This window comes from Arthrobacter sp. StoSoilB22 (genome assembly GCF_019977315.1).
In the GTDB taxonomy this organism is placed as follows: Bacteria; Actinomycetota; Actinomycetes; order Actinomycetales; family Micrococcaceae; genus Arthrobacter.
Window position 1 is genome coordinate 3,923,882 of the sequence record NZ_AP024652.1, and the last position, 24,369, is coordinate 3,948,250.

20 protein-coding genes are annotated in these 24,369 nt (G+C 62.9%); 12 read left to right on the forward strand and 8 right to left on the reverse strand.

Annotation, left to right across the window (positions count from 1 at the left end; translation table 11 throughout):
* Positions 1-21: 21 nt before the first annotated feature.
* Both LDN70_RS18190 and LDN70_RS18195 read right to left on the reverse strand, forming a co-directional pair.
* On the reverse strand, positions 22-1,101 hold the full coding sequence (locus LDN70_RS18190; RefSeq protein ID WP_223941025.1) for a substrate-binding domain-containing protein: 1,080 nt from the start codon (positions 1,099-1,101) through the stop codon (positions 22-24).
* A gap of 128 nt (positions 1,102-1,229) precedes the next feature.
* Positions 1,230-3,251, reverse strand: a complete 2,022-nt coding sequence (locus LDN70_RS18195; RefSeq protein ID WP_223941026.1) for an outer membrane protein assembly factor BamB family protein — start codon at positions 3,249-3,251, stop codon at positions 1,230-1,232.
* A gap of 289 nt (positions 3,252-3,540) precedes the next feature.
* Between LDN70_RS18195 and LDN70_RS18200 the strand changes: the two genes are divergently transcribed.
* The 5 genes from LDN70_RS18200 to LDN70_RS18220 all read left to right on the forward strand — a co-directional run bounded on the left by LDN70_RS18200 (position 3,541) and on the right by LDN70_RS18220 (position 10,329).
* A complete protein-coding gene (locus LDN70_RS18200; RefSeq protein WP_223941027.1) occupies positions 3,541-4,854 on the forward strand; it encodes an ABC transporter substrate-binding protein in 1,314 nt (437 codons plus the stop codon).
* Between the two features lie 84 nt (positions 4,855-4,938).
* The gene (locus LDN70_RS18205) at positions 4,939-5,871 is read left to right on the forward strand and encodes a carbohydrate ABC transporter permease (RefSeq protein WP_223941028.1); all 933 of its coding nucleotides are present in this window, start codon (positions 4,939-4,941) and stop codon (positions 5,869-5,871) included.
* Positions 5,868-6,803: a carbohydrate ABC transporter permease gene (locus LDN70_RS18210; RefSeq protein ID WP_223941029.1), complete on the forward strand. Its 936-nt coding sequence runs from the start codon at positions 5,868-5,870 to the stop codon at positions 6,801-6,803. The genes LDN70_RS18205 and LDN70_RS18210 overlap by 4 nt, the downstream gene beginning before the upstream one ends.
* The gene (locus LDN70_RS18215) at positions 6,800-7,813 is read left to right on the forward strand and encodes a hydroxyacid dehydrogenase (protein WP_223941030.1); all 1,014 of its coding nucleotides are present in this window, start codon (positions 6,800-6,802) and stop codon (positions 7,811-7,813) included. The genes LDN70_RS18210 and LDN70_RS18215 overlap by 4 nt, the downstream gene beginning before the upstream one ends.
* An 83-nt stretch (positions 7,814-7,896) precedes the next feature.
* The gene (locus LDN70_RS18220) at positions 7,897-10,329 is read left to right on the forward strand and encodes an HAD-IC family P-type ATPase (RefSeq protein ID WP_223941031.1); all 2,433 of its coding nucleotides are present in this window, start codon (positions 7,897-7,899) and stop codon (positions 10,327-10,329) included.
* Here the strand turns inward: LDN70_RS18220 and LDN70_RS18225 are convergent.
* Positions 10,311-10,721, reverse strand: coding sequence for a hypothetical protein (locus tag LDN70_RS18225; RefSeq protein WP_223941032.1), 411 nt, complete (start codon positions 10,719-10,721; stop codon positions 10,311-10,313). The genes LDN70_RS18220 and LDN70_RS18225 overlap by 19 nt on opposite strands.
* Positions 10,722-10,843: 122 nt before the next feature.
* Between LDN70_RS18225 and LDN70_RS18230 the strand changes: the two genes are divergently transcribed.
* The 3 genes from LDN70_RS18230 to LDN70_RS18240 all read left to right on the forward strand — a co-directional run bounded on the left by LDN70_RS18230 (position 10,844) and on the right by LDN70_RS18240 (position 14,529).
* A complete protein-coding gene (locus LDN70_RS18230; RefSeq protein ID WP_223941033.1) occupies positions 10,844-12,439 on the forward strand; it encodes an alkaline phosphatase D family protein in 1,596 nt (531 codons plus the stop codon).
* A 146-nt stretch (positions 12,440-12,585) separates the two neighbouring features.
* A complete protein-coding gene (locus LDN70_RS18235; protein ID WP_223941034.1) occupies positions 12,586-13,245 on the forward strand; it encodes a hypothetical protein in 660 nt (219 codons plus the stop codon).
* A gap of 48 nt (positions 13,246-13,293) precedes the next feature.
* On the forward strand, positions 13,294-14,529 hold the full coding sequence (locus LDN70_RS18240; protein ID WP_223941035.1) for a pyridoxal phosphate-dependent aminotransferase: 1,236 nt from the start codon (positions 13,294-13,296) through the stop codon (positions 14,527-14,529).
* Positions 14,530-14,599: 70 nt separating this feature from the next.
* On the opposite strand, the gene LDN70_RS18245 is transcribed toward LDN70_RS18240, so the two are convergent.
* From LDN70_RS18245 to LDN70_RS18255, 3 genes are all read right to left on the reverse strand, one after another.
* Positions 14,600-15,637: a zinc-dependent alcohol dehydrogenase family protein gene (locus LDN70_RS18245; protein ID WP_166842226.1), complete on the reverse strand. Its 1,038-nt coding sequence runs from the start codon at positions 15,635-15,637 to the stop codon at positions 14,600-14,602.
* 185 nt (positions 15,638-15,822) lie between these two features.
* Positions 15,823-16,254 carry a hypothetical protein gene (locus LDN70_RS18250; RefSeq protein ID WP_223941036.1) on the reverse strand — a complete coding sequence of 144 codons (432 nt, stop codon included), beginning with the start codon at positions 16,252-16,254 and terminating at the stop codon, positions 15,823-15,825.
* 19 nt (positions 16,255-16,273) lie between these two features.
* On the reverse strand, positions 16,274-18,256 hold the full coding sequence (locus LDN70_RS18255) for a primary-amine oxidase (RefSeq protein ID WP_223941037.1): 1,983 nt from the start codon (positions 18,254-18,256) through the stop codon (positions 16,274-16,276).
* A gap of 122 nt (positions 18,257-18,378) precedes the next feature.
* Between LDN70_RS18255 and LDN70_RS18260 the strand changes: the two genes are divergently transcribed.
* Together LDN70_RS18260 and LDN70_RS18265 are read left to right on the forward strand one after the other, a co-directional pair.
* A complete protein-coding gene (locus tag LDN70_RS18260; protein WP_142937800.1) occupies positions 18,379-18,969 on the forward strand; it encodes a TetR/AcrR family transcriptional regulator in 591 nt (196 codons plus the stop codon).
* Between the two features lie 171 nt (positions 18,970-19,140).
* Positions 19,141-19,767 carry a DUF4230 domain-containing protein gene (locus tag LDN70_RS18265; protein WP_223941038.1) on the forward strand — a complete coding sequence of 209 codons (627 nt, stop codon included), beginning with the start codon at positions 19,141-19,143 and terminating at the stop codon, positions 19,765-19,767.
* Positions 19,768-19,769: 2 nt separating this feature from the next.
* On the opposite strand, the gene LDN70_RS18270 is transcribed toward LDN70_RS18265, so the two are convergent.
* Positions 19,770-20,411 (reverse strand): LysE family translocator, encoded by a 642-nt coding sequence (locus LDN70_RS18270; RefSeq protein WP_223941039.1) that lies wholly within the window; start codon positions 20,409-20,411, stop codon positions 19,770-19,772.
* A gap of 161 nt (positions 20,412-20,572) precedes the next feature.
* Between LDN70_RS18270 and LDN70_RS18275 the strand changes: the two genes are divergently transcribed.
* A complete protein-coding gene (locus tag LDN70_RS18275; RefSeq protein WP_223942683.1) occupies positions 20,573-21,985 on the forward strand; it encodes an aldehyde dehydrogenase family protein in 1,413 nt (470 codons plus the stop codon).
* 144 nt (positions 21,986-22,129) lie between these two features.
* On the forward strand, positions 22,130-22,987 hold the full coding sequence (locus LDN70_RS18280; RefSeq protein WP_166842221.1) for a prephenate dehydratase: 858 nt from the start codon (positions 22,130-22,132) through the stop codon (positions 22,985-22,987).
* Here LDN70_RS18280 and LDN70_RS18285 read toward each other — a convergent pair.
* Entirely contained in the window at positions 22,984-24,366 is a 1,383-nt protein-coding gene (locus tag LDN70_RS18285) for an NAD(P)-binding domain-containing protein (RefSeq protein ID WP_223941040.1), read from the reverse strand. The genes LDN70_RS18280 and LDN70_RS18285 overlap by 4 nt on opposite strands.
* Between the last annotated feature and the right edge of the window lie 3 nt (positions 24,367-24,369).

Consider the following 24,369-nt stretch of genomic DNA (forward strand, 5'->3'; position numbering starts at 1 on the left):
GACATTTCTCAGAGCAAACCCCTACTCCGCGTCCTCCCCCGGCACGGTGGACTCCCGAATAATCAGCTTCGGCGCCAGGCTCACGCGGCGGAGTGCAGGTGACACGGCGGAGCCGGTTTTGCCCGCGAGGCGCTCCATGCACATGGCGACGGCAGCATGGCCTACGTCCCGCTTCGGCGGGGCGATGGAGGTCAGGGGTACCGGGGCGAGGTCCGCCACCTCGTCGTCATAGGCCACGATCGCCAGGTCCTCGGGGACGTCAAGCCCCGATTCCTCGGCGAGGTTGATCAGGGTGATGGCTTCCTCGTCCGGAAGCACCAGGGCCGCGCGCGTCTCAGTGCGGCGGCAGTCTTTGAGGAATTTCGCGAACTCCTTTTGGTTGTTGCCTGCCCCCACCACTGACCGGACGTATTCCATGATGGGCGCATCAGTTTCGAGCCCTAGCTTGGCCACCATGCGTTCGTGGCTTTCACGGAGCCACGGCGCTGTGGGGCTGGTGGCGATGGCAAGTCCAATCCTGCGGTGGCCCAGGGATGCGAGGTGCTCGAGGGCAAGCTCGGCTCCATAACTGTGATCGGACATCACGGATTCAAACACCCGGCTTGAACGTTCCACGAGAACTACGGGGATTCGCAGCCCGGACAGCAGCTCGAACGTTGGAGATCCGGGTTCAAGAGACCCGGCGGTGGCCAACAGTATCCCGTCCACGGAGTTGGCCACCATGCGTTGGAGCTGCCGTTGCTCATCCTCGGCGGAGTAGTTGCTGACCCCCAGAATCAGCCGGGCGTTTAATTCCCTCGCGGCTGATTCCGCGCCGCGGATGATCTCAGGAAAGTAGTAGCCGGTGGTCGGGACAATAAGGCCGAGGGTCGCGAGCGGCTGACGGGATCTCCTGTGAACGGTGTCGCCCTGCCGTTCAGAGGGGACGGGAACCGCACCGCCGTGGACCCGGCGCAGCAGTCCTTGGGCAGCGAGCTGCGTCAGGTCCCGGCGGATGGTCATGGTGGACAGGCCGATCTTCTCCGCAAAGCCATTGACGGTGAGGGTTCCCCTCATTTCAAGCTCACGCAGAATCTTCTCGTGGCGTTCGCTGCTAAGCATGCCCACCCTCTCCGGAGTCCTGATGTTCAAACAAGCATAGGTGACCGTATGCACGTGCGTTGAGGGGCCTGCTCTGCGCGGTAAATACTCGCCAGAGAGCGCAAAGCGGGCCCCTCAACGCCGGGCACCTACCGCCGTGGGTGGTCGTTGATCCGCACGAGGTTTCGTCCCCGCATGGTGTAGAGGTAGCCGTCCTCGTCATTGTTGATGTGCGAGCCGCTGTACCAGGCGCCGTCGATATCAGCCACCACGGTGGCTACTTCGAAGGTCTTCGGGTCGAAGCGGAAGACGTGGGTGTTGGAAACGCCGTACACCGCACCGCGGTTGGTGACCAGGGCCGCGAAGCCGTAGCTGACCGAGGTGATGTCCGAACGGTGAACAACCTTGCGTTTGGGTAGGTCTATGACAAAAAGGCCACCCTTGCGCGTCACACCGTAGAGGTACTTGCCCTGCACGGCGAGGGCTGCGATGCCCGCACCGTCGCCGGCATCCAGTCGCCACGATTCCTTCCCTGCCACAGGGTTGAATGCCACTACGGTTCCTGCGCCATCGAGATTTGGATTGCCGCCGCCCAAGTAGGCCACGCCGTCGCGGGACGCCACCGCCCGGAGCAACTGCACGTTGTCGATCGGGTTCAGGAAGAATCCCTTCTTGCCCGTCCGGGGATCATAGGTCCATAGTGAGCCGCCGCCCTCGGTGTCCGCTTGCGCCGCCACGAGGACCAGTTCGTTGCGCTCGTCCCAGCAGACGTCCAGGGGACGGTTCTGTTCGGCAGGGAACGTTGCCACCTGCGTGATCGGCTTTCCGTTCCGGGGGTCGTAGCTCCAGATGCCCTGGCCGCTGTATTGCCCGGTGTACAGGGCGCCGTTGACCACGATCGCGTCTTTCGCCTCTCCCGGGGCGTTCATGTTGTTGACTTGCCCGGTCCGTAGCGAGCGGCGTGCAATGACGCCGTTGCCTCCCACATAGACGTAGCCCGCGCCCGCCGCGATTCCCATGACGGATTGCGGATCAGCGGGTGCGCCGGCTTCGCCGAGGTCGGTGGTCGTGGTGCTGCCGGTTGCGGGGTCGATCTCCGCCACGAAGCCGTAGCCCGAGGTGACCAACACCTTGCCGCCCTTGGCGTCGACACCCCAGATCTCCCCCAGTGAAGGCCCTTGGTACGGCACCGCCGAGATCGCGTTGGCGGACAAGCTATAAGCAATCAGCCCGGTTTCGTTGGCGAAGTACACTTTGTCGCCAATGGCCGCAAAGTTCTTGGCTGTCTTCCCCTCGGAGAGGGTTTGCACGTAGGTTTTCGGGTTGCTGAGACTCACAGCAGCAATCTTGGAGTTCTCCAGGGAACCGGCAGAGCTCACCATCAGCTTGTCTCCCACGATGCCAAGATCGCGGATGCTGGGATCCTTCAGCATTTCGACCGGAGTGACATTGGTGAAGGTCTTGGCAGCGCGGTCATAAGCGAACAAGCAGGCCCGGCTTGCGCCGCTTCCACCATTGAGCGTGCTGCCTGCCCCGAAGAAGATCGTGGAGTCGGTGGCGGCCACCGCACGGGCGAGGGTGGCACCGGCGTCGGGGATTCCCAGGCTGGTGATCTGCCCGGTGGCGGGGTCGAACTCCCACAGTGCAGGCGGCGTCGGGCTGCCGCCACCCACAATATAGAGGCGACCGTTGGGCGCAACGCTGAGGTCCCGGACGTCCCGGTCTCCGATGTAGCCGATCGCCGTAGCCTTGGTGCCGAGACTGTTCAGGTCCCAGCGGAACAGGTTGGGCAGCACGCCTGTGGACTTCTGCAGGACACCGGCGTAGAGGTACCGGCCGGAAGCGTCGGCGGCCAGGGTCTGAATGGAGTGCCCGTTGCTGATTTCGGTCTGGCCAATGACCTTCCCGGTGGGGAGGTGGAAGGCAATAATCCGGACGGGCTCCAGGTTACGGGAACCGATGTAAAGAACGTCGCCAACCAGCAAGCCGCTCATCAAGGAGAACTGTACGACGGCGGGACCCAGGTCCAGGATTTCCGTCGCCTTTGGCTTGGACCCCAGGAGGCCGGACGCCGACGCCGGTTGGCCGGCTGCCAGCCCGATGGCCGCGGCGAGCGACGCTGCTCCGCCTACTTGCAGGACTGACCGTCTGCTGATGTTCGATTTCTTCATGGGAATCCCTGTTCTTAGGTAATGACTTTTCAGTAGTCGCCGTTTCGGGTGTCCAGAATTCATAGCAGCGCGGAGCTGACAGCGTCCAGCATTTCTGTTCGTTCAAACAGAATTTGCCACAGACATGACCGGCTGAACTGATGAATTTCGACACATTCGCATCTTGCCCATGTTCGAAAATGTTTGAAATCTTGTAGATGTTCGAAGTGGCGCGGTTACATGGATCCATCGCATGTGGCCCCAACCACACAACCCTTCTTCGCATCTCAAGTCTTCAAAGGAGAACACCATGAAGCGTCGTCATCTCTTTGCCGGAGTAGCTGGCTTGGCTGCCAGCACTCTGTTGCTGGCCGCCTGCGGCACCGGCCCCACCCCTGCGGCAGCGCCCACACCCACGGAAGACCCTTCAGGTTCCATCACCTTCTGGTCCTCGTTGGCAGGCATGGACAAAGTGGCTGAAGCGTTCAACGCCAGCCAGGACAAGATCAAGGTCAGCTTCGAAACCATTCCCAACGGTGCCAACGGTGGTTACGCAAAGCTCTCCACCGCCATCACGGCAGGCAACGGCCCGGACGTAGCCACCATCGAATACCCGCAGCTGCCCCAGTTCGTCAGCAACAGCCAGGTGATCCCGCTCGATGGCCTGATCAACAAGGCCGAAACTGTGGACAAACTCACGGACGAGACCAAGGCTTTGGTCCAGTTCGGTGAGAAGACCTATGCGCTTCCATACGACGCAGCCCCCATGCTCATGTGGTATCGCCAAGACATGCTGGCGAAGGCCGGCGTCGAGGTCCCCAAGACCTGGGATGAATTCGAAGAAGCCGGCAAAAAGCTCAAGGCCGTAGCGCCCGACTCCTACCTGGCCAGCTTCAACCCCAACGAGGTAGCGGCGAGCGCCGGCTTGGCCTGGCAGGCAGGTGCCAAGTGGTTCGGAACCGAAGGCGACAGCTGGAAGGTGGGCGTCAATGATGAAGCGACGCAGAAGGTTGCCTCCTACTGGCAGAAGCTCATTGACCAGAAGATCGTCAAGGTCAGCCAGGCCTACAGTGACGAGTGGAGTTTGGACCTGGCCAACAGCAACGTAGTTGGTGTCCTCGGTGCCAACTGGAGCGCAACCGGTATCCAGAAGCGCACCGAAGCCAGCGGCCAGAAGGGCCAGTGGATCGCTGCAGAACTGCCCACCTGGGGCGAGGAGTCCGGTGCCTTTTACGGCGGATCCAGCTTCAACGTGACCAAGAGCAGCAAGAACCCGGCAGCGGCCGCCAAGTTTGTAGAGTTCCTCACCAGCAGCCAGGAAGCCATTAAGGCCCGTGGCAACACCGGCTCCGCGTTCCTGGCCTTCCCGGGCCTGACTCCGGTGGCACAGAAGGCCTATGACGCCAGCTACTTCGGCAACGACATCTATGAGGTCTTCAACAAGGCGTACGGCACCATCACCCCGGGCTGGCAGTGGGGTCCCAACTGGGACATCACCAACACCGCCCTCAAAGACGCCTACGGCAAGCTGACCACCGGCGGCACCATCCGTGACGCCGTCGATACTGCCCAGGACGCCACCGTGGCAAGTCTGAAGCAGGCCGGTCTGTCCGTCACAGAGTAACTCCGTCACCGAAGAGCCACTCACCGAGTAGCCACACAGGCAGGGGGCCTCATGATGAGGCCCCCTCCCAGCTAGGAGAATCCCATGGCCACCCAGGCCCTCACCACCACAGTGCGCCGCCAAGGCCGCGCACTGGCGGGAACCGGCGGAAGGACTGCCGCACTGTTCCTGGTTCCCTTCTTCGCGGTCTTCGCGATCGCCATGATCGCACCGGTGATCTACTCCCTGGTGCTGAGTTTCCACTCGCAGCAAAAGTCCGGGCTGGGCTTCGGTGAAGCCAAGACGGTCTTCGTAGGACTCGAGAACTATGCGCAGGTCTTCCAGTCCGAAACGTTTGTGGAAGGCATCGCCCGCCTTGGCTTGTACTGCCTGATCTACATTCCCTGCATGGTGGGCGGCGCAGTGGTCTTCGCCCTCCTCCTGGACGCAACGGTGGCCAAGGCGCGCAAGCTCTTCCAGCTCCTGGTATTTCTTCCCCACGCAGTCCCCGGCGTCATCGCCGCCCTCATTTGGGCCTACCTCTACACCCCTGGTATCAGCCCGCTGGTCCAGGCTCTCCAAGGCGGCGGGATCCAGGTCAACTTCCTCGACGCGCACTTGGTCCTTCCGTCCATCGTGAACATCGGGGTCTGGGAATGGACCGGTTACAACGTCATCATCCTGTTCACCGCTTTGCAGGCAGTTCCCCGCGAAATCCTGGAAGCCGCCCGCGTGGACGGTGCCGGCGAAATCCGCGCTGCCATCAGCATCAAGTTCCCGCTGATCCTTCCGGCATTGAGTGTCATCATGCTCTTCACCATCATCGGAACCCTGCAGTTGTTCACGGAACCGTCCATCATCTCCAAGGCCACAGCATCAGTCACCAGTACCTGGGTTCCCAACCTCTGGGCCTATGACGCGGCCTTCATCCGCCACAACCTCAACCAGGCCGCGGCTGCCTCCATCATCATCGCCGGGCTGGCAGCAGTACTGTCCCTGGCCGTCACCCGCCTAAGCTCCAGGATGAACAAATCATGAGCGCCTCAACACTCTCCCGCCCACACGGCACAGCTCCTTCCGAACAAGCTCACCGCCGCACCGGACCCCGTTCCAACCGCGGCAGTTCCAACCGCGGGGGCGGCTTCGCCAGCAAGCTCACCGTCCACGGGCTCCTGATCATCGGCTCCGCCTACATGGTGGTACCGGTCCTGTGGCTGGTGTTCGCTTCCACCAAGAACGCTGCAGACCTGTATGGCACCAGCGCCTATGCCTTGGGCAACTTCTCCTTGTTCGAGAACATCGCCAACGTGGCCAATCAGGATGGCGGCCTGTTCTTCCGCTGGCTGGCCAACTCCGTGATGTATGCCGGTGTTGGCGCTGTACTGGGCAGCCTGATTTCGGTCATGGCCGGCTATGCGTTCGACAAATTCCACTTCCGCTGGAAGGACTCGCTGTTCGGTTTCGTCCTGGTGGGTGTCCTGATTCCCAACACGGCCACAGTGCTGCCCATGTACCTCCTGGCATCCCTGGTGGGCATGACCAACACCATCTGGGCAGTCCTCATCCCGGTCCTTTGCAACCCCTTCGGCGTGTACCTGGCCCGGATTTACTCCGCCAGCTACGTTCCGGCCGAAACCCTTGAAGCCGCGCGCATGGACGGGGCCGGACCCATCCGGTCCTTCTTCTCGCTGGGCTTGCCCATGATGATGCCGGGCTACATCACCATCGCCCTTTTCCAGTTCGTGGGGGTGTGGAACAACTTCATGCTCCCCTTGGTGATGCTCCAGGACCAGCAACTGCTGCCCGTCAGCGTCGGCATCTCCATCTGGCAGGGCTACTCGGTACCGCAGCCCGAATTCACGCCCATGGTCATCACGGGTTCGCTGTTGTCCATCATTCCGCTGCTGGTGGCATTCATCATGCTGCAGCGTTTCTGGAAGTCCGGCCTCACCGCAGGGAGCGTCAAGTGACCACCACCGAGCTGAACGTCGCACTGGCCATGGGTCCCGGCGTCGTATCCCGGGTCTTCCCCTCCCGTAGGCTGGAGTCCCTGCCCCGTGGACTGCGGCTGCTCAGCCCGGAGCCCATGGAGGATTTCACGTCGTCGCGTTCACTGGAGCTCCTCGCGGAGACGGACATCCTCATCACCGGCTGGGGTTGCCCGAAGCTGGACTCCGTTGCCCTGACCGCGGCCCCGCGTTTGACCCACGTCCTCCACGCCGGAGGTACGGTCAAGCATCACGTCAGCGATGAGTGCTGGGAGCGTGGCATCCACATCAGCACGGCCGCGGACGCCAACTCCATTCCGGTTGCCGAATACACGGTGGCCATGATCCTGCTGGCCAACAAGAGAGTCCTGCAGATCGCCCGCAAGCTCCACACCGAGAAGGTCGAAATCGAGCCGGACCTGGTGTTTCCGGACATGGGCAACTTCGGCAAGCGAGTAGGCATCATCGGGGCCTCCAGGATCGGCAGGCATGTAATCCGCCTGCTTAAGGCCTACGACCTTCAGATCGTGGTGGCCGATCCCTTCCTGGACGACGCCGAGGCGGCCGTCCTCGGCGTCGAACGTCTCAGCCTGGAAGAGCTGGTAGCGGGTTGTGACGTCGTGAGCCTCCACGCGCCGTCGCTCCCGTCCACCCTCAATCTGGTCCACGAAGGGCTTGTAGCCGGCCTCAAACCCGGAGCCACCTTCATCAACACAGCCCGCGGGGAACTGGTGGACCAGGACGCACTCCTTCGTCGCATTGAGCAGGGAGACCTTTACGCCGTACTGGACGTGACCACCCCCTGGGTGCTTCCGGCTGACTCCGGCTTCTACACACATCCCAACGTGCTGCTGACACCACATCTGGCGGGTTCGCTGGGAACGGAGTTGGAACGCATGGCTGTCAGCACCATCCAAGAAGCCCGTCGGGTGGCCCGGGGCGAACCGCTCCTCCACAGGCTGCACGCGAAGGATCTCGCCTTCACCGCCTGACGACTGGCATACTCAACACCATCGCTCCAACTCATCCATGGACTGTCTCATCTCCTTGGACCGACTCAACAACGGGGGCCTGAGTGCCGGAAAACGCGAAGGATGAACCAGGGGCGGCCGTCCGGCTCGTCGGATCTGCCGTGCAAGGCCTGAGCACTGCCGAGGTCGCCGAGAGGGTGGCCGCGGGGCAAACCAACGCGTTCGTCCAAGACACCAGCCGCAGCGTCTGGAGCATCGTCCGCGCCAACGTGCTCACCCTGTTCAACGGCATCATCCTGGCCTGCTTCATTGTTCTGTTCGCGATCGGCCGCTGGCAGGATGCCCTCTTCGGTTTCAGCGCCATCGCCAACGCCGTGATCGGCAGTGTCCAGGAGTACCGGGCCAAGCGTGCGTTGGACCGACTGGCGCTCCTAAACGCGCCGCATGCCCGGGTAATGCGTGATGGATCAGAGGCAGAGATCGCCCTCGATGACGTTGTGCTGGACGACACCCTCGTCCTGAGGGCCGGAGACCAGGTGCCGGCGGACGGTTTGGTGTCTGGATCACGCGGACTCCAAGTGGACGAATCCATGCTGACAGGCGAATCCGATGCCGTGGAGAAGGAAATCGGGGATCGCGTGTTGTCCGGCTCTGTGGTGGTCGCCGGTGAAGGGTCAGCGGTGGTGGATCGGGTGGGCGCAGATTCCTTCGCCAACTCGCTCGCCGCGGAAGCCAAACGATTCTCCCTTGTAGCGTCCGAGCTCCGCTCCTCGATCGACCGCGTCCTGAAATGGGTCACCTGGTTCGTCGGTCCCGTGGCGTTATTGGTTCTGAACGCACAGATGATTGCCCAGGGCGGGTGGGCAGAGGCCTCGGCAAGTGGAGCGTGGCGGGACGCAGCGACGGCGACTATTGCCGCCGTCGTCGCCATGGTCCCACTGGGGCTGGTGCTGATGACCAGCATCACCTTCGCTGTGGGGGCGGTAAAGCTGGCCCGCCAGCAGGTGCTGGTGCAGGAGCTGCCCGCGGTGGAAGGACTTGCCCGGGTGGATATCATTTGCCTCGACAAGACCGGGACACTCACCCAGGGCGACATCGTTTTCGACGACGCGCACCCGCTCACCGCCCGTCCTGGTTGGGAGTCGGTGCTGTCCTGGTATGGCGTGCAGAAAGATGCGAACGCAACGGCCCGCAGCCTCGCCGGCCACTTCAACGAGCCAGCCAGCCTCCCACTTGACCGGGTGCCCTTCTCGTCCGCCCGCAAATGGAGCGCGGTGATTTTCGAGGACGGGATGTGGATCCTGGGCGGCCCGGAAATGGTGTTCCCGGACCGCGACTCCAGCGATCCCGTGAAGCGGCAACTTGCCACCCAAGCCGCGGAGTTGGCAACCACCGGCCGGCGCACGCTGGTCCTTGCCCACGGCACACCCACCGACGACGAGACTGTTCCGCCAGATGCTGTCCCAGTGGTCCTCCTGACGTTCAAGGAGAATATCCGTCCCGACGCTGCGGAGACACTCACGTATTTCGCAGCACAGGATGTGGATGTCCGGATCATTTCCGGTGACAACCCACAAACGGTGGCCGCGATCGCCCGGGAAGTGGGGCTGGATGCACCTCACGGCTTTGATGCCCGCGAATTGCCCGACGACGACCACGATTTGCTGGAAGTCATCAACAACAACGTGGTCTTTGGCCGGGTGACTCCAGACCAGAAGAAAAGGATCGTCGTTGCGCTGAAGGGTGCGGGCCGCACGGTTGCCATGACCGGCGACGGCGTCAACGATGCCTTGGCCATCAAGGAAGCCGATATTGGTGTGGCCATGAATTCCGGTGCCGCCGCCACCAAAGCGGTGGCCCGGCTGGTGCTCCTTGACGGCAAGTTCTCGCACCTGCCCAGCGTGGTTGCCGAGGGCCGTCAGGTCATTGCCAACATTGAGCGCGTCTCCATGCTGTTCCTGACTAAAACCGCGTACGCCACCTTCCTTGCCATCGCGTTCGGAATCCTGCTGCTGCCGTTCCCGTTCCTTCCGCGTCAGCTGAGCGTGACTGACGGCCTGACCATCGGCATTCCTGCCTTCTTCCTGGCGCTGCTGCCCAATGCTCAGCGCTACGTTCCCGGTTTCCTGCGGCGCTCACTCACTTTCGCCGTCCCTGCGGGAGTCTCCGTAACTTTGGGGCTTGCCTCCTACGCGCGGCTCGCAGCGAACATGCAAATTCCGGAAGGGGAGATCCGGACCGGGTCCACACTCATCCTGGCGATCATCGGCATCTGGATTCTGGTGGTGCTCTCACGTCCCGTCACCCGTTTCAAGGGGATGGTCATCGGCGCCATGATGATCGGGCTTGTTCTGGTCTATTCGGTGCCGATTGCCCGTGACTTCCTGCAATTCACGGATCCGACGCTGCCCACGGCAGTACTGATCCTGGGAACATCCGTTGCCTGCATCGCACTGATCGAGGTTGTCCGCTTCGTTCACCGCCGTGTTGCCTACCGGGATGCCCAGGAAGCACTACATCAGCGCGTCTCGAAGTAGCGGCGTCCCCGGCCTGCCCACAGCGGCACCAGCACAGCCACCGTTGCGATGGATTGTGAGATCACAGCGGACCAATCTCCGTCCGCGGCAATAATGAGGTCCAGCACGGCAAAAGCCAGTCCGAGCAGCATGACTGCTGTGGCGCCGCGACGGGCTGCTTCGCTTCCCCGCGCCACTCCGGAGGCCAGACCGATCACCAACAAGCCGAACAGGATCATGCCTGCACCCAGCAGCGTGATGGGCAAAGCAATGCCGCCGGATTGGGCTTCCGGGGTGTAGCGCAGGAAAATTGTCAGGATTCCCAAGAGGATTTGCGCGATGCCGCCGATGTACATCAGCACCACTGAGAACGTCACCACTCCGGGCCGCTGACGGCTCTCCCCCGTAGTCATGAACTGAGCATAGACGAGCCTTCCTCCACCCCAACCCGGAGTTACACCTTTTGTCACACAATTAACCACTCATTCACGTCTCCCTTGAATCCAGTCAACCCGGGCTTCCTAGGCTCGGTCGTATGGAAAACATCTCCCGCCGATCCCTCATCACCGCCAGCCTCGGGGCCGGACTCGTCGCCGCCCTGCCTGGCACCGCCGTCGCCAGTCCCGCCGTAGCGGTTTCAACAGCGGACGACGCCGGTCTCCGCACCCATCCGTTCACGCTTGGCATCGCATCGGGCGAGCCGTGGCCCGACGGCTTTGTGATCTGGACCCGGCTGGCAGTGAACCCCGTGGCCGAAGATGGCTTGGGCGGCATGCCCTCCCGCAACGTCGCCGTCGCCTGGGAAGTCGCAGAAGATCCGGCGATGCGCCGGGTAGTAGCCCGCGGCGTCGAACATGCCAGAATCGAAACCGCCCACTCGGTGCACGTAGAACTCAAAGGTCTCCGACCCGGCCGGGAGTACTTCTACCGCTTCCGGACAGGACGGCACCTGAGTGAAGTTGGCCGCACCCTGACAAGCCCCGCACCCGGCGAGACCCCTGCTGCGCTGGCCATGGCATTCGCCAGCTGCGCACAGTACGAGCACGGCTACTTCACCGCGTACAAGCGGCTGGCCGAAGACCACCCGGATCTGGTGCTGCACCTCGGCGACTACCTCTACGAGTACAAAAAGGACAGCTACGTGATCGGCGGCGGCAACCCCCGTGATCATGAGGGCCCGGAGACAGTCAGTCTGGCGGGTTACCGCCAGCGGCACGCCCAATACAAGGCCGATGCCGATCTGCAGGCTGCGCACGCAATCGCGCCTTGGCTGGTGGTGTGGGATGACCACGAGGTGGACAACAACTGGGCGGACGAGATCCCCGAGAACAGCGACCCCGGCCAGCTCAACGACACCACGGAGCACTTCCGGCAGCGCCGCTCCGCAGCCTTCCAGGCGTACTACGAAAACATGCCGCTGCGCGCGTCATCGGTTCCGGCTGGATACGACATGAAGATCTACCGCACCATCCAGTGGGGCCAGCTGGCCAACTTCCACATGATGGACACCCGCCAGTACCGGGACGACCAGCTCGCCGGGGACGGCTGGAAGAAGAACGTGGCCGAGCGTCTGGACGAGAACCGCACCATCACCGGTGCTGAGCAGGAAAAGTGGCTGCTGGACGGATTCAAGAACTCCACGCAACGCTGGGACATCCTGGGCCAGCAGGTCTTCTTCGCCGAACGGGACCGCGACAAGGCGCCGAACATCGACGACGTCTCCATGGACGGCTGGGACGGCTATGCCGCTTCCCGCCGCAGGATCACCCAAGGCTGGTTGGACGCCAAGGTGCGCAACGCCGTCGTACTCACCGGCGACGTTCACCGCCACTGGGCCACCAACCTCAAAGTGGACTACAAAGACCCTGCCGCAGCGGTGGTAGGAACAGAACTGGTGTGCTCGTCCATTACCTCCACGGGTGACGGCACAGGATCCACCACCGACCCCACCATGGCCTGGAACCCGCACCTGAAGTTCTACAACGACAACCGCGGCTTCGTGAACACGCGCATTACCAAGGAGGCCATGACCGCCGACTTCCGTGTGCTGGACTACGTCACCACGCCGGGCGCCCCGGTCAGCACCAAGAAGTCGTTCACCATCAACGATCGCGTCCCCGGCCTCTCCTGAATTTTGTACAGATAATGCCCTCCTGCGGCGGCTTTAGGGGCATTATCTGTGCAAAAACCCGGGCATGCGCCGTGCGCTACGGGCATCTCCGGGAGTAGCCTTGTTCCAGTTGAATTAGTGGATCTCCGTCCGGGTGGGGTTCTTCCGTGGGCCATGTGCAATCGTCGCTGTCCGACCTCCTGGGGGTACTTTCCAACGCCGTCGCCCCTCAACACGTAAGGTTCGACGACGGGTCCCCCACCGCCGTCGTTCCGCCACCCGACGCTCCGGTCACCGTACGCGCCGTAACCCTCAACAGGGTTGGGCGGTCACGCCGCGACGGCCCGGCACTGGACCTCGAGCTGAAGGTGGCCGTTGAATGCCACGGCCCTGAGCAGTTGGACAACATGGAGCAACTGCTTCTGGCCGTGGAACTCCATGGCCAGTACTCAGTGGTGTCCGACGGCGAGCTCCGGCATGAGGAGTATGCCGGCGCAATCGGGCAGGGGCTGGGCTTTCTGGTCTGCATCCCTGTATCCCTCCGCTTCGAGGAACCGTCGGATCCGCCCGCCCAGGCGGCAGTGGGCAACGCGGCTGCCGGGCGCCGCATCCGGGGACGACTGGTGGATGGCCACAACAAGGGCATCTCCGACGCCTACATCCACGCGCATTCATCGGCTACTGCCGCCGTCAGTGACGCGACCGGGCACTTTGAGGTCCTCGCTTCAGCGGACGATGTTCAGCACTTCGCTGTTGCTGTGGACGGCACTGAACGGGAAGTTTCGGCAAGCACCCGGCGCCTTCCCGTGGTCATACGCTGGGTCTGATTCCGGAACAGTTTGCTCACCCGGGCCGCTGCCATGAAAAGATCAACCATGCGTCCGATGCAGCACTCCAGCAAACTTCAGAATGTCCGCTACGAACTCCGTGGGCCCATCCTCCAAGCGGCCAAGGCCATGGAGGCCGAGGGGCACCGCATTCTCAAAATGAATCTGGGTGACACGGCACCGTTTGGACTGGAGGCCCCGGAGTCTGTTGTGGTGGATATGATCCATCACCTTCGCGGTGCGCAGGGTTACAGCGACTCCAAGGGCATTTTCTCCGCCCGCACCGCCATCTCGCAGTACTACCAGACGCGCGGACTGATGACGATCGGCGTCGAGGATGTCTTTGTTGGCAACGGCGTCAGCGAGCTCATCTCCATGACCCTACAGGCGTTCATGGAGAACGGCGACGAAATCCTCATCCCGGCGCCCGATTACCCTCTGTGGACCGCAGCGGTGACCCTGACTGGCGGAAACCCGGTGCACTATTTGTGCGATGAGGAGGAGAACTGGTGGCCGGACATGGCGGACGTCGAAGCCAAGATCACCCCGCGCACCAAGGGCATTGTGATCATCAATCCGAACAACCCCACCGGCGCCGTCTACCCCCGGCACATTCTGGAACAGTTCGCGGACCTGGCCCGTAAGCATGACCTCGTTCTGTTCTCGGATGAGATTTACGAGAAGATCCGCTACGTCGATGCCCCCCATATTCACATGGCCTCGGTGGCGGAGGACGTCTGCGTCTTGACCTTCAGCGGGTTGTCCAAGGCGTACCGCATGCCCGGATACCGGGCAGGTTGGGTTGCTGTTACCGGCCCCCGAACGGCAACCGCTGCTTACCGGGAGTCCTTGGAACTGCTGGCCTCATTGCGGTTGTGTGCGAACGTTCCGGCCCAGCACGCAATCCAGACCTGCCTGGGTGGGTACCAAAGCATCGAAGCGCTCATCCGTCCTGGCGGAAGGCTCCGCGACCAGCGGGACCTGGCGTGGAAGCTCCTCACCTCGATCCCGGGCGTCAGTTGCGTTCCCGCAGCGGGTGCCATGTACCTGTTTCCTCGCTTGGATCCCGAGATCTACCCGATTGCCTCAGACGAGAAGTTCGTCCTCCAACTCCTGCAGGAACAGAAAATCCTGGTCTCGCACGGAACGGCCTTCAATTGGCCCACGCCGGACCATTTCCGGTTTGTGATCCTGCCGGCTACGGAGGACATTGAGGAAGCGGTGCGCCGGATCGACCATTTCCTCGCCGCGTACCGGAACCGCCCCGCGGACGCACCCAAGTAGGTCGCATTCGTGCGCGTTTTGAGCGCTCAAAACGCGCTCTGCTGCTACTTAGTTGGGTGCCCGCGAGCAGTTAGAGGGCAGGGTCAATCATGGTCATGCCAGCGGGGTTGGCTTGGTCGAACCCGGGCAACAGTGCAGCGGCGTCTTCCAAGCCAATGGTGCGTTCGATCAGCAGCTGTGGCTGGAGCGCGCCCTGTTCAATGAGCGCCATCATGCCCGGATAGTCCACGGCGGCCATACCGTGACTGCCCAAGAGGTCCAACTCCCAGCCGATCACACGCGCCATGGGTACTTGCGGGTTACCGTCGACTGACGGCAGCAAACCGATCTGGACGTGCCGGCCCCGCCTGCGAAGGCTCAAGATCGCGTCGGCACAGGTCTGTTCACTTCCGACGGCGTCCACCGCCACGTGGCTGCCTCCGCCGGAGAGGGCGTTGACTGCGGCCGGGATGTCCGCACCATCAGCGAGCACAGTATGGTCGGCACCCAATCGCTCGGCAACAGCCAGGGCCTGGGGGTTCCGGTCCACGGCAATGACCTTTGCTCCCATGGCCTTAGCGATCATCACAGCGCTCAGCCCTACGCCGCCGGCGCCCACCACGGTCACCCACTCGCCGGCCTTCACCTGGGCACGGGCTGCCAGCGCACGGTATGCCGTGGCGAAGCGGCAGCCGAGGCTTGCCGCCGTCGTGAACTCAACACCGTCAGGAATGGCAACCAAGTTGCTGTCCGCAGCGTGCAGGGCCACAAACTCGGCGAACGATCCCCAGTGGGTGAAGCCGGGCTGCTGTTGGTCCGGGCACACCTGCGCCTCGCCGGCCAGGCACCATTCGCAGGTTCCGCACCCGCAGACGAAAGGGACGGTGACGCGGTCGCCCACCTTCCAGCGCTGAACGCCTTCGCCGACGGCGTCGATCACACCGGCGAGCTCATGGCCAGGCACATGGGGCATGGCGATGTCATCGTGGCCGGCCCAGGCATGCCAGTCGCTGCGGCACATGCCTGTTGCCAACACTCTCACCACCACACCTCCCGCGGGAGCCTGGGGTTTGGCGACTTCCCTCACGTCGGGCTGGGTCCGGACCTCATCAAAAACTACTGCGCGCACTGACCGACTCTAACAATTGGCGGCCGCTGTCACACTTTCGGTGCCCACCATGCCCCGCATCAACATCGGCCGCAGCAACAAGGCCTGGCCCCTTTGGCCCTTCTTTGGTTCCCCGGCATGCTCCTTGAGGCTGAATAGCGGGCTTTGCTCCTGCGAAGATGGGCCACTTCGGCGGCAGGTGTGGGTCAGCCTGCCACCCGACGCCTCAGGCGCGCCACCAGCGTGGCGGCGAGTAACGCCGTCGTGATTTCCAGCCCGATAACCAGCAACAATCCGGCCGCGCCGGAGGTATCAACAGCGTTCGACGTCGGCCTGCCGCCGTGGACGTGTCCGGCACCTCCCGCTCCAAGCAGCAGGACGGCATGGAGTCCCACCATTGCCAATGCGGAGATGGTCACTTGATGGAGTGCGCCCACCCGGCTGTGGCGCCAGATATGGACTGTGCACGGGACGCAGATGGCGGCCAAGGCGATCATGAGGACGCCCAGCCAGGCACCGTGGTGTCCCGAGGCTGCGAGCCAGAGGTGCACCAGGCACGAGACTGCCGTGAGCGCTGCGCAGATCCGGGGGTGCAGGACGGGCCCGGCTGACCGGACCCGTCCCGCCGTCGTGGTCATTGTGTGTCCCGGAGCGGTTCTAGTGGCAGTGCCCGGCGGGCTGGCTGTGCTCTTCTGATTCGGCTGCCGCGCCTGTGCTGTGGCAGCTAGAACCCGAGGCGCTGGCCGGCACGTCCAGAACCGGGCTGCGGTCAAAGAAGCCTTCCGGCCGGAGTTTGAAGCCGACGGTATCCACGGGCATGATGGGCCAGTCCTCCACGCGCGGGAAATGCGTGAGGCCGAAGGTGTGCCAAAGGACGATGTCCTGACCGTCAATGTCGCGGTCCTGGGCAATGTAAGCCGGCAAGCCGGCGCCGCCGGAGTGTTGATTCACGAAGTCGCCCGTGGGGTAGCGTTCCTCGTCGGCGTAGCGGGTGACCCACACGTCCTTGGTGGCGAACGCTGCGCGCTTGGCGATGGACGAACCGGGATCGGCCAGCAGCGTGGGCTGGTTCTGGGCATGGAGTTTGTAGCCGACCGGCTCACCCAGACGGTTTTTTGATTCCGGGTTGGAGATGATCCAGGTGCGGCCTGCACGGGCGTCGGCTTCCCGGACGCCTTCGGATTCTTTGGTCAGGAGTGTGCGCTTGCGGGAGAACGCGTTGCCGCGCTCGTTGCCTGCGCCCATGGCCTGGCGGACTACGTCTTCTTCCTCCACGCGGTTGGTGAAGCCGTCAATGGCCATGTCCAGGCGCGCGCTGAAGAGGTGCTGGTGGAAGGGGGCACCGAGGCCCGGGGCGAGTTGGGAGATGTTGTCCGAGCCGCCTTCCGGGAACGCGCTGGTGAAGACGACGCCGGTGGCCTTGGCTTCGAATTCGATGGTGCCGTCCAAGTAGAGGTACCAGTAGAAGCCGTAGTCGTAGTTGCCGATAGTGGTGAAGAAGGAGATCACCAGGCGGCGGTTGCGGCGGGTGTAATTGATGCCGGTCCACAGGTCTGAGTGCTTGGAGAGGATGCCCCAGTCTTCCTCGTGCATGCAGATGCCGTTGCGGATTTCGCGGGGGTTGCCGAAGGCGTCGCTGATGACAGGGCTGAGGTAGGTGATGTCGCCCAGGCAGTCGCAGCCCAGTTCCAAAGAGTTGGCGTACTGGCCCACCAGGTACTCGCCGGTGTCGAAGTAGTTCTGCCAGGACCTGATGGGCGAAGGATCGCCGTAGGGAACCACCATTTCGGCGATGGAGGCGCGGTTGATGATGGGCCTGAGCCGGTCACCGTCCTGGAAGGCAAGGTTGTGGAGGACAACACCTTCGCGGACATCGAAGCCGACGTCCACGCTCCACTTTTCCCATTCGACGTGGTTGCCACCTGTGACGGTGAAACTGGGGCCCTCCGGCTGGGTGATGCTGATGGGCTTTTGCGTGGTGCGGAGCGGTCCAGTCAGTTCAGGATCCGTGTAGTTTCCGTGCTCTGCCGGGATCGGCATGACGCCCAGATCGATGACCTGGGTGACTTCCTTGTTGACCACGTCCACGTAGGCTACGAGTCCATCCACGGGGTGTGCCCAAGCACTGTCCTCCGGGAAATCCTGAACGAAGGCGAGGCCACGCAGGATGCGACGGCCGCGTTCTTCTTCATACTCAAAGACGCCAGCGGACAGCGGAGCAACACGGACCTTGGTGACGTCCAGGTCCCGGGCATCGAGGGCGGCGAGCCACCGCTCATCGGTGGCGAGGAGTGTCTCCACCACTTCGAATTCCTCCTCCAGGACAGGGAGTTCGCCGGAGACCTTGGTGTCGAGCTCTATGGAGGAGAGGATCTCGCCGCGGGTCACGGAGACGAGGACGTCAGTGGGGGCGCCTCCGGAGATGTCGTGGAGGAAGACGCGGAAACGGCGGTCCTGCTCTGACTGGCCTCGGGCCGGGTCCACCAGTCCCAGATAGGCGATGCGCTTCTCGGCGCCTAGGTGTCCGGCGGCCTGCAGGATTCCCTGGACCTCAGAGATCTCGGCGCCCGTTGCCAGGGCGTACTGCGTTTCCACAATGGCGACGGCGTCTGTTGCTGTCTCAGATGATGTAAGCGTCATGGCTGCCTCTTGTCCGGGACCTGGAACGGTCGGGATTTATTTTCTATAGATGTAGAGAATAACCAAAACGTAAGATGGGTCACAAGACCTTTTCGCCGATTATTTTCCCGGGAGCCCGCCCAATGCCAAAGATTGTTGACCACGATCAACGACGCCTCGAACTAGTGGACGCGACTTGGCGGATCATCGCGAGGCTGGGCATGGAAGGTGCAACCATGCGCGAAATCGCTGAGGAAGCAGGCTTCGCCAACGGCGCCCTCAAGCCCTACTTCCCCACCAAGGACCTCCTGCTGACGTCGGCGTTCGCGCACGTCTTCAACCGCACCAACCAGCGCATCGCCACCATGACGGATGGACTCTCAGGAGTGGCGGCCCTCCGCGCGTTCTGCGCCGAAGTCCTGCCGCTGGATGAAGAACGCGTCAACGAAGCCCGCATCGTGATTCCGTTCTGGCAGAAGGCGCTGAACGATGCTGACATGGCAGCACTCCACAGCGATTCCATGAGCCAGTGGCATGCCACCATCACGGCTCATTGCGCAGCAGCCCGGGCGGCCGGTGAGATCAGCACCCCTATCGGGGACGCCGCCGTCGCCGACCACCTGCTCAACATGATGCTCGGCGCACAGATCGTGGTGGCATTGTCCCCGGCTGAACATTTTTCGCAGGATCTTGCGGGGCAGTTGGATAACTATCTGGCGCTACTCGCGGCGTAGCCCCGACTCGCGTCACTGCATTACGCCGCACTCTGGAGCACGTAACAGTCGAACTGCACCTGTCCGCCTTTGTATGGTTCGAAAGGACTGAAACGGTGCTCTGTTGCTGCCGTCGACCGCCGCGCACCTTCGAAGACATTTCGACATCAAAGACCGGGGAATGAAAAAGTAATGAAGTTCTTCAAAGCAAGGGTTCTGCTCTGGCCACTCGTCCTGGTCACCCCTTTGGTTATTGCAGGATTGGTCGCCATATTCGCTTCCGGCGCCCTCAATGCCCTGGCACTCAATTCTCTCTTCGGCAGCAACTCGAGCGAACGCGATTCCCAGGTGCAACAGTCCGTCACCCGCGTGCAAGAGGTTGCTTTGGTCAGCCTGCACATTGAGGGGGTGGCACGGCACGAAAGTTCAGGCGAAATCCTCGGAGTGGTTGTACCTGCCAGCGAGAAGACCACGCTGATCCAGTACAAGTTCGACGCAAAACTTGGCATCGACGGGTCAAAGGTGAAAATCGAACCCACCGGTAAAGACTCATACCGGGTGACCATCCCCGAATTCATCGGGATTGGTTACGAAGATCCCGTGTTCGAAGATCCGCTGGAAAGCAGTGAAGCGCTCAGCTGGCTAACACCGGCAGCGGTCCAAACCCGCATGATCACCAACATTCTCAGCGACGACAACAAGCAGAAGTACATCTCTCAAAATGACGGTGCTCTCCGGGAGCAGGCCCAGGCTTTTTACTCTGGAGTCATCGCGAGCGTGGATCCAAAAATCCAGCTTGAATTTGAATTCGCACAGTAAATTCAGCTGGTCGCGCCGGAAGCCACAGCGCCCACACCCAGCCCGGCGATCACACCGCTGCTGACACGCTCGACGACGGTACTCACCTTGGGACGCTTGAGCCACCTCATCGCCTTGAACGCGACGACGGCGATCATCGACAGATAGGCGAAGGCGATGACAGCCACCACTACACCCAGGATGAGGGAGGTTCCCATGGTGTCGCCACCGTGCGGGATGAATTGCGGGACCACAGCCAGGTAGAACAGGCCCACCTTCGGGTTGAGCAGCGTAGACAGCGCCCCCGCCCCCATGGCCGAAAGCCGACTGTAAGGGAGGGGCGCGTCCGCGCTTGTTCCGTCGGCGCCGGCTTTGGCTGCCTTGCGGGATTTGATGAATGACGAAACGCCCAAATACAGCAAGTACAAGCCGCCCGCGATCTTGACCCAGCGGAACAGTTCCGCGGATTGCTCAAGGATAGCGGCGAGGCCTACCCCCACCAATGCAGCCCAGGCTATGGCGCCAACCGCAGACCCTGCCGCCGCAGCAATACCCGCACTGGGACGGTTCAACGCGATGCGCAGGACAAGGAATGTGTCCGGCCCTGGCGTCACGGAAAGGACGAGGCATAGGCCGGCAAAGGCAGCGAGGGAAGCAAGAGTCACAAGCTCGATTATCAGGCACCGGCCCCGCTTCGGAAAGCGTTCGCTTCCGGTCAAGGGCTGTTCGTGCATAGACAAGGTCCACGCATGTGGCGCCCACCACACTGGAAACATCGCCGCGTGCCTCACTGGCCGCCAAGAATTACTACATGAGCGGAGTACCAATGGAGACTTACGACGCCCTCCTGGCCTCGATCACCCCGGCCCCCGGCCAGAACAGCCGCACCATTTTTGACCCGGCGACGGGCGAGGCCGTCGGCGAAGCACCGGTTCACACTGTCGAGGACCTCGAATCCGCCATCACCGCGGCCGCCGCTGCCCAACCCGCGTGGGCTGCCCTGGGCCACGACGCCCGGTCCGCCGCGCTCATGAAAGCCGCCGACGCCGTCGAACGTTCCGCCGAAGAACTTGCCCAGCTGCTCTCCCGCGAGCAGGGCAAGCCGCTGAACGGCCCGAACGCGCGCTTCGAAGTCGGCGCCTGCGCAGCGTGGCTCCGCGCCACGGCCGCCACCCCGTTGGACCCCGAAACCGTAGTGGACGACGGCGAAACCCGCGCCGAACTGCACTACCGGCCCATCGGCGTCGTAGGTGCCATCGGCCCGTGGAACTGGCCCATGATGATCACCGTCTGGCAGATCGCCCCGGCCCTGCGCATGGGCAACGCCGTAGTGGTCAAGCCCTCGGAATACACTCCCTTGTCCGTGCTGGCACTGGCTTCGATCATCAACGAAGAGCTGCCCGAAGGCCTGCTGTCCGTTGTCTCTGGCGGGCGCGATGTCGGCGAAGCGCTGGCCTCGCACGATGCCATTGGCAAGGTCATGTTCACCGGCTCCACCGCCACAGGCAAGGCGATCATCCGCTCGTCCGCTGACACCGTCAAGCGGCTCACACTGGAACTTGGTGGCAACGACGCCGGCATCGTCCTGCCGGACTCGGACCCCAAAGCCATCGCCGAAGGCCTGTTCTGGGGTGCGTTCATCAACACAGGCCAGACATGCGCCGCCCTTAAGCGCCTGTACGTCCACGAATCCCAGTACGAGGCCGTCTGCAACGAGCTCACCGCTGTTGCTGCTGCGATGCCCATGGGTGTTGGGCTCGATGAGAACAACGTCCTTGGCCCGCTGCAAAACCGGCAGCAATTCGACATCGTCGCCCGGCTGGTGGAGGCCGCCCGTGACTCCGGCGCGCGTATCCTGGTGGGCGGAAACCCCGACGCCGACGCACCCGGCAACTTCTACCCCACCACCCTGGTGGCCGACATCGACAACGACAACCCGCTGGTGGCCGAGGAACAATTCGGACCCGCCCTGCCGATCATCAAATACAGCACCGTTGACGAGGCAGTCGCCAAAGCGAACGCGCTCGACGTCGGCTTGGGCGCCTCAGTCTGGTCCTCCGACTTGGGTGCCGCACGGGAAGTGGCTTCACGAATCCAGGCCGGCACCGTGTGGATCAACAAGCACGGCGCCGTGGACCCCCGCGTCCCGTTCGGCGGTGCCAAGCAGTCCGGCTACGGCCTGGAGTTCGGCGCCGAGGGCCTCAAGGCCCTGGGCGTCCCGCAGGTCATCAACGGCTAACCTTCCACCCAACTGAGTCGCAGCAGAGCGCGTTTTGAGCACCCAAAACGCGCTCTGCTGCTACATAGATGGGGTCTTAGGGTGTCCAGTCACAGGGTGGACGCGGTTGGGAGGCCGGGCGCTCTGCGTGTAACCATGAGCATCATGGCCCAGAAAATTGCGTACCAAGGTGAGCCGGGAGCCAACTCGGATCTCGCGTGCAAGGAAATGTTCCCCGACCTCCAAAGCGTTCCATGTGCGAGCTTTGAGGACGCATTTGAGCTGGTGTCCACTGGCGAAGTGGATCTGGCCATGATCCCGATCGAGAACTCCATCGCCGGGCGTGTGGCCGATATCCACGTCCTTCTCCCCCAGTCCAAGCTGCAGATCGTCGGCGAGTACTTCTTGCCCATCCGCTTCGACCTTTTGGGAATCCCGGGCAGCACCATTGAAGGCGCCACGGAGGTCCACAGCCACATTCACGCCTTGGGGCAGTGCCGCAGGATCATCCGGGAAGCCGGCCTCAAGCCCGTCATCGCTGGTGACACCGCAGGCTCAGCCCGCGAAGTCCGGGACTGGAACGATCCCCGGAAGCTGTCCCTCGCTCCGCCGCTCGCCGCTGGCCTCTACGGGCTTGAGGTGTTGGCCTCCGGTGTGGAGGACGATCCCACCAACACCACACGCTTTGTTGTTCTGGCCCGTGAACGCGAGCTTCCCACCAAGGAAGAACTGCCCGGTCCAGCGATCACCAGTTTTGTTTTCCGAGTCCGAAACGTTCCGTCGGCCCTTTATAAGGCACTAGGCGGTTTTGCGACCAACGGCCTCAACATGACGCGCCTGGAAAGCTACATGGTGGGCGACGAATTCGCCGCCACCATGTTCCTTTCCGACGTCGAGGGGCACCCTGCGGATGCTCGTCTCCGCCGTGCACTGGAGGAACTCGAGTTCTTCACCACCGAGGTTCGGGTCCTTGGTGTTTACGCCGCCGATGGTTACCGCGAACGGAACACCGTCAGCGCCTAGTCCAGGTTGGCCCCGGAGCGGCCGTGAGCCAATCCCGTGGGGATGCCAATGAGCACCGGTTCCGGAGCGGAGCAGCAACCGCCGGACTGCTCGCCCTCCGAGGACTGAACTGCGGCAGGCACGTCGCAGCTGGTACCGGCGTCGGATGAGCAGACACCGGTTTCGGGTAGCTCCAGGTGCACCGTGTCAGCCGCCGCCTGATCCCCGCCCAGCGCGGCAGCCACGGAACGGACCTGCTCGTAGCCGGTGGCCAACAGGAAGGTGGGTGCACGGCCGTACGACTTCATGCCCACGATGTAGAAGTCTTTCTCCGGGTGGGCGAGAACCTTCGCGCCGTGCGGCGGGACAGTGCCGCAGGAGTGGAACTCGGGATCGATCAGCGGGCCCAGTTCCGTAGGGGCTTCAACAGCAGAGTCCAGGTTCAGGCGCAGTTCCCGGAGCATGTCCAGATCGGGGCGGAAGCCGGTACAAGGCACGACGACGTCCGTCACCACACTGCGACCGTCACCGGAGGTTACGGTCACGCCGTTCTCCGAATCGACCAGCGAGTTGATGCCGAAGCTTGTGTGCAGTTCGATCGTGCCGGCATCCACCAGACGGCGAAGCCGGGAGCCGAGCTGTCCGCGTGCGGGCAGGCCGTCGGCATCACCGCCGCCGTAGACCTTCTCCGGGGATGCACCGCGGATGGCCCAGAGAATGCGTGTTTCGGGCTCTGTCCTGGCCAGTTCCGCGAGGTTGATCAGCGTGTTCGCTGCGGAGTGGCCTGCTCCGACCACCAAGGCACGTCGGCCAGCGAACGATGCCCGATCGCGTCCGGAAACATCGGGAAGGGGTGAGGAGATCCGGTCTGATGCGCGGACCTCACCGATAGCAGGTAACCCTGACGTACCAAGGGGATTGCGGGTGGACCAGGTGCCGGAGGCGTCGATGACAGCCGACACGGTGTAGTCGCGCACCTCCCCATCAGCGTGTTCCACTCGGACCATAAACGGGGTGGTGTCGCGGTCGCGCACGTGGGTTTTATCGAGGCCGGCGCGGGTAACCGCGGTGACGCGTGCGCCGGTCTGCAAACGGGAGGCAAGGGCCGGGTGTGCTGCCAACGGACTGAGGTACTTATCAACAAGTTCGCCGCCGTAGGGCAGGGCGGTCAGCCGAGGCGACTCCCAGCCCGTGGGCTCCAGCAACCGAACTGCCGCTGCGTCGAGGTTGAATCGCCACGGGGAGAACAACCGTATGTGCCGCCACTGCTCAATCGCTGAACCCGCTGACGGCCCGGCCTCGAAGATTATCGGTTCCAGACCCCGCTCCAGCAGGTGGGCCGCTGCAGCCAAGCCGATGGGGCCGGCGCCGATCACGGCGACAGGAAGGTTCTCAACCATGGG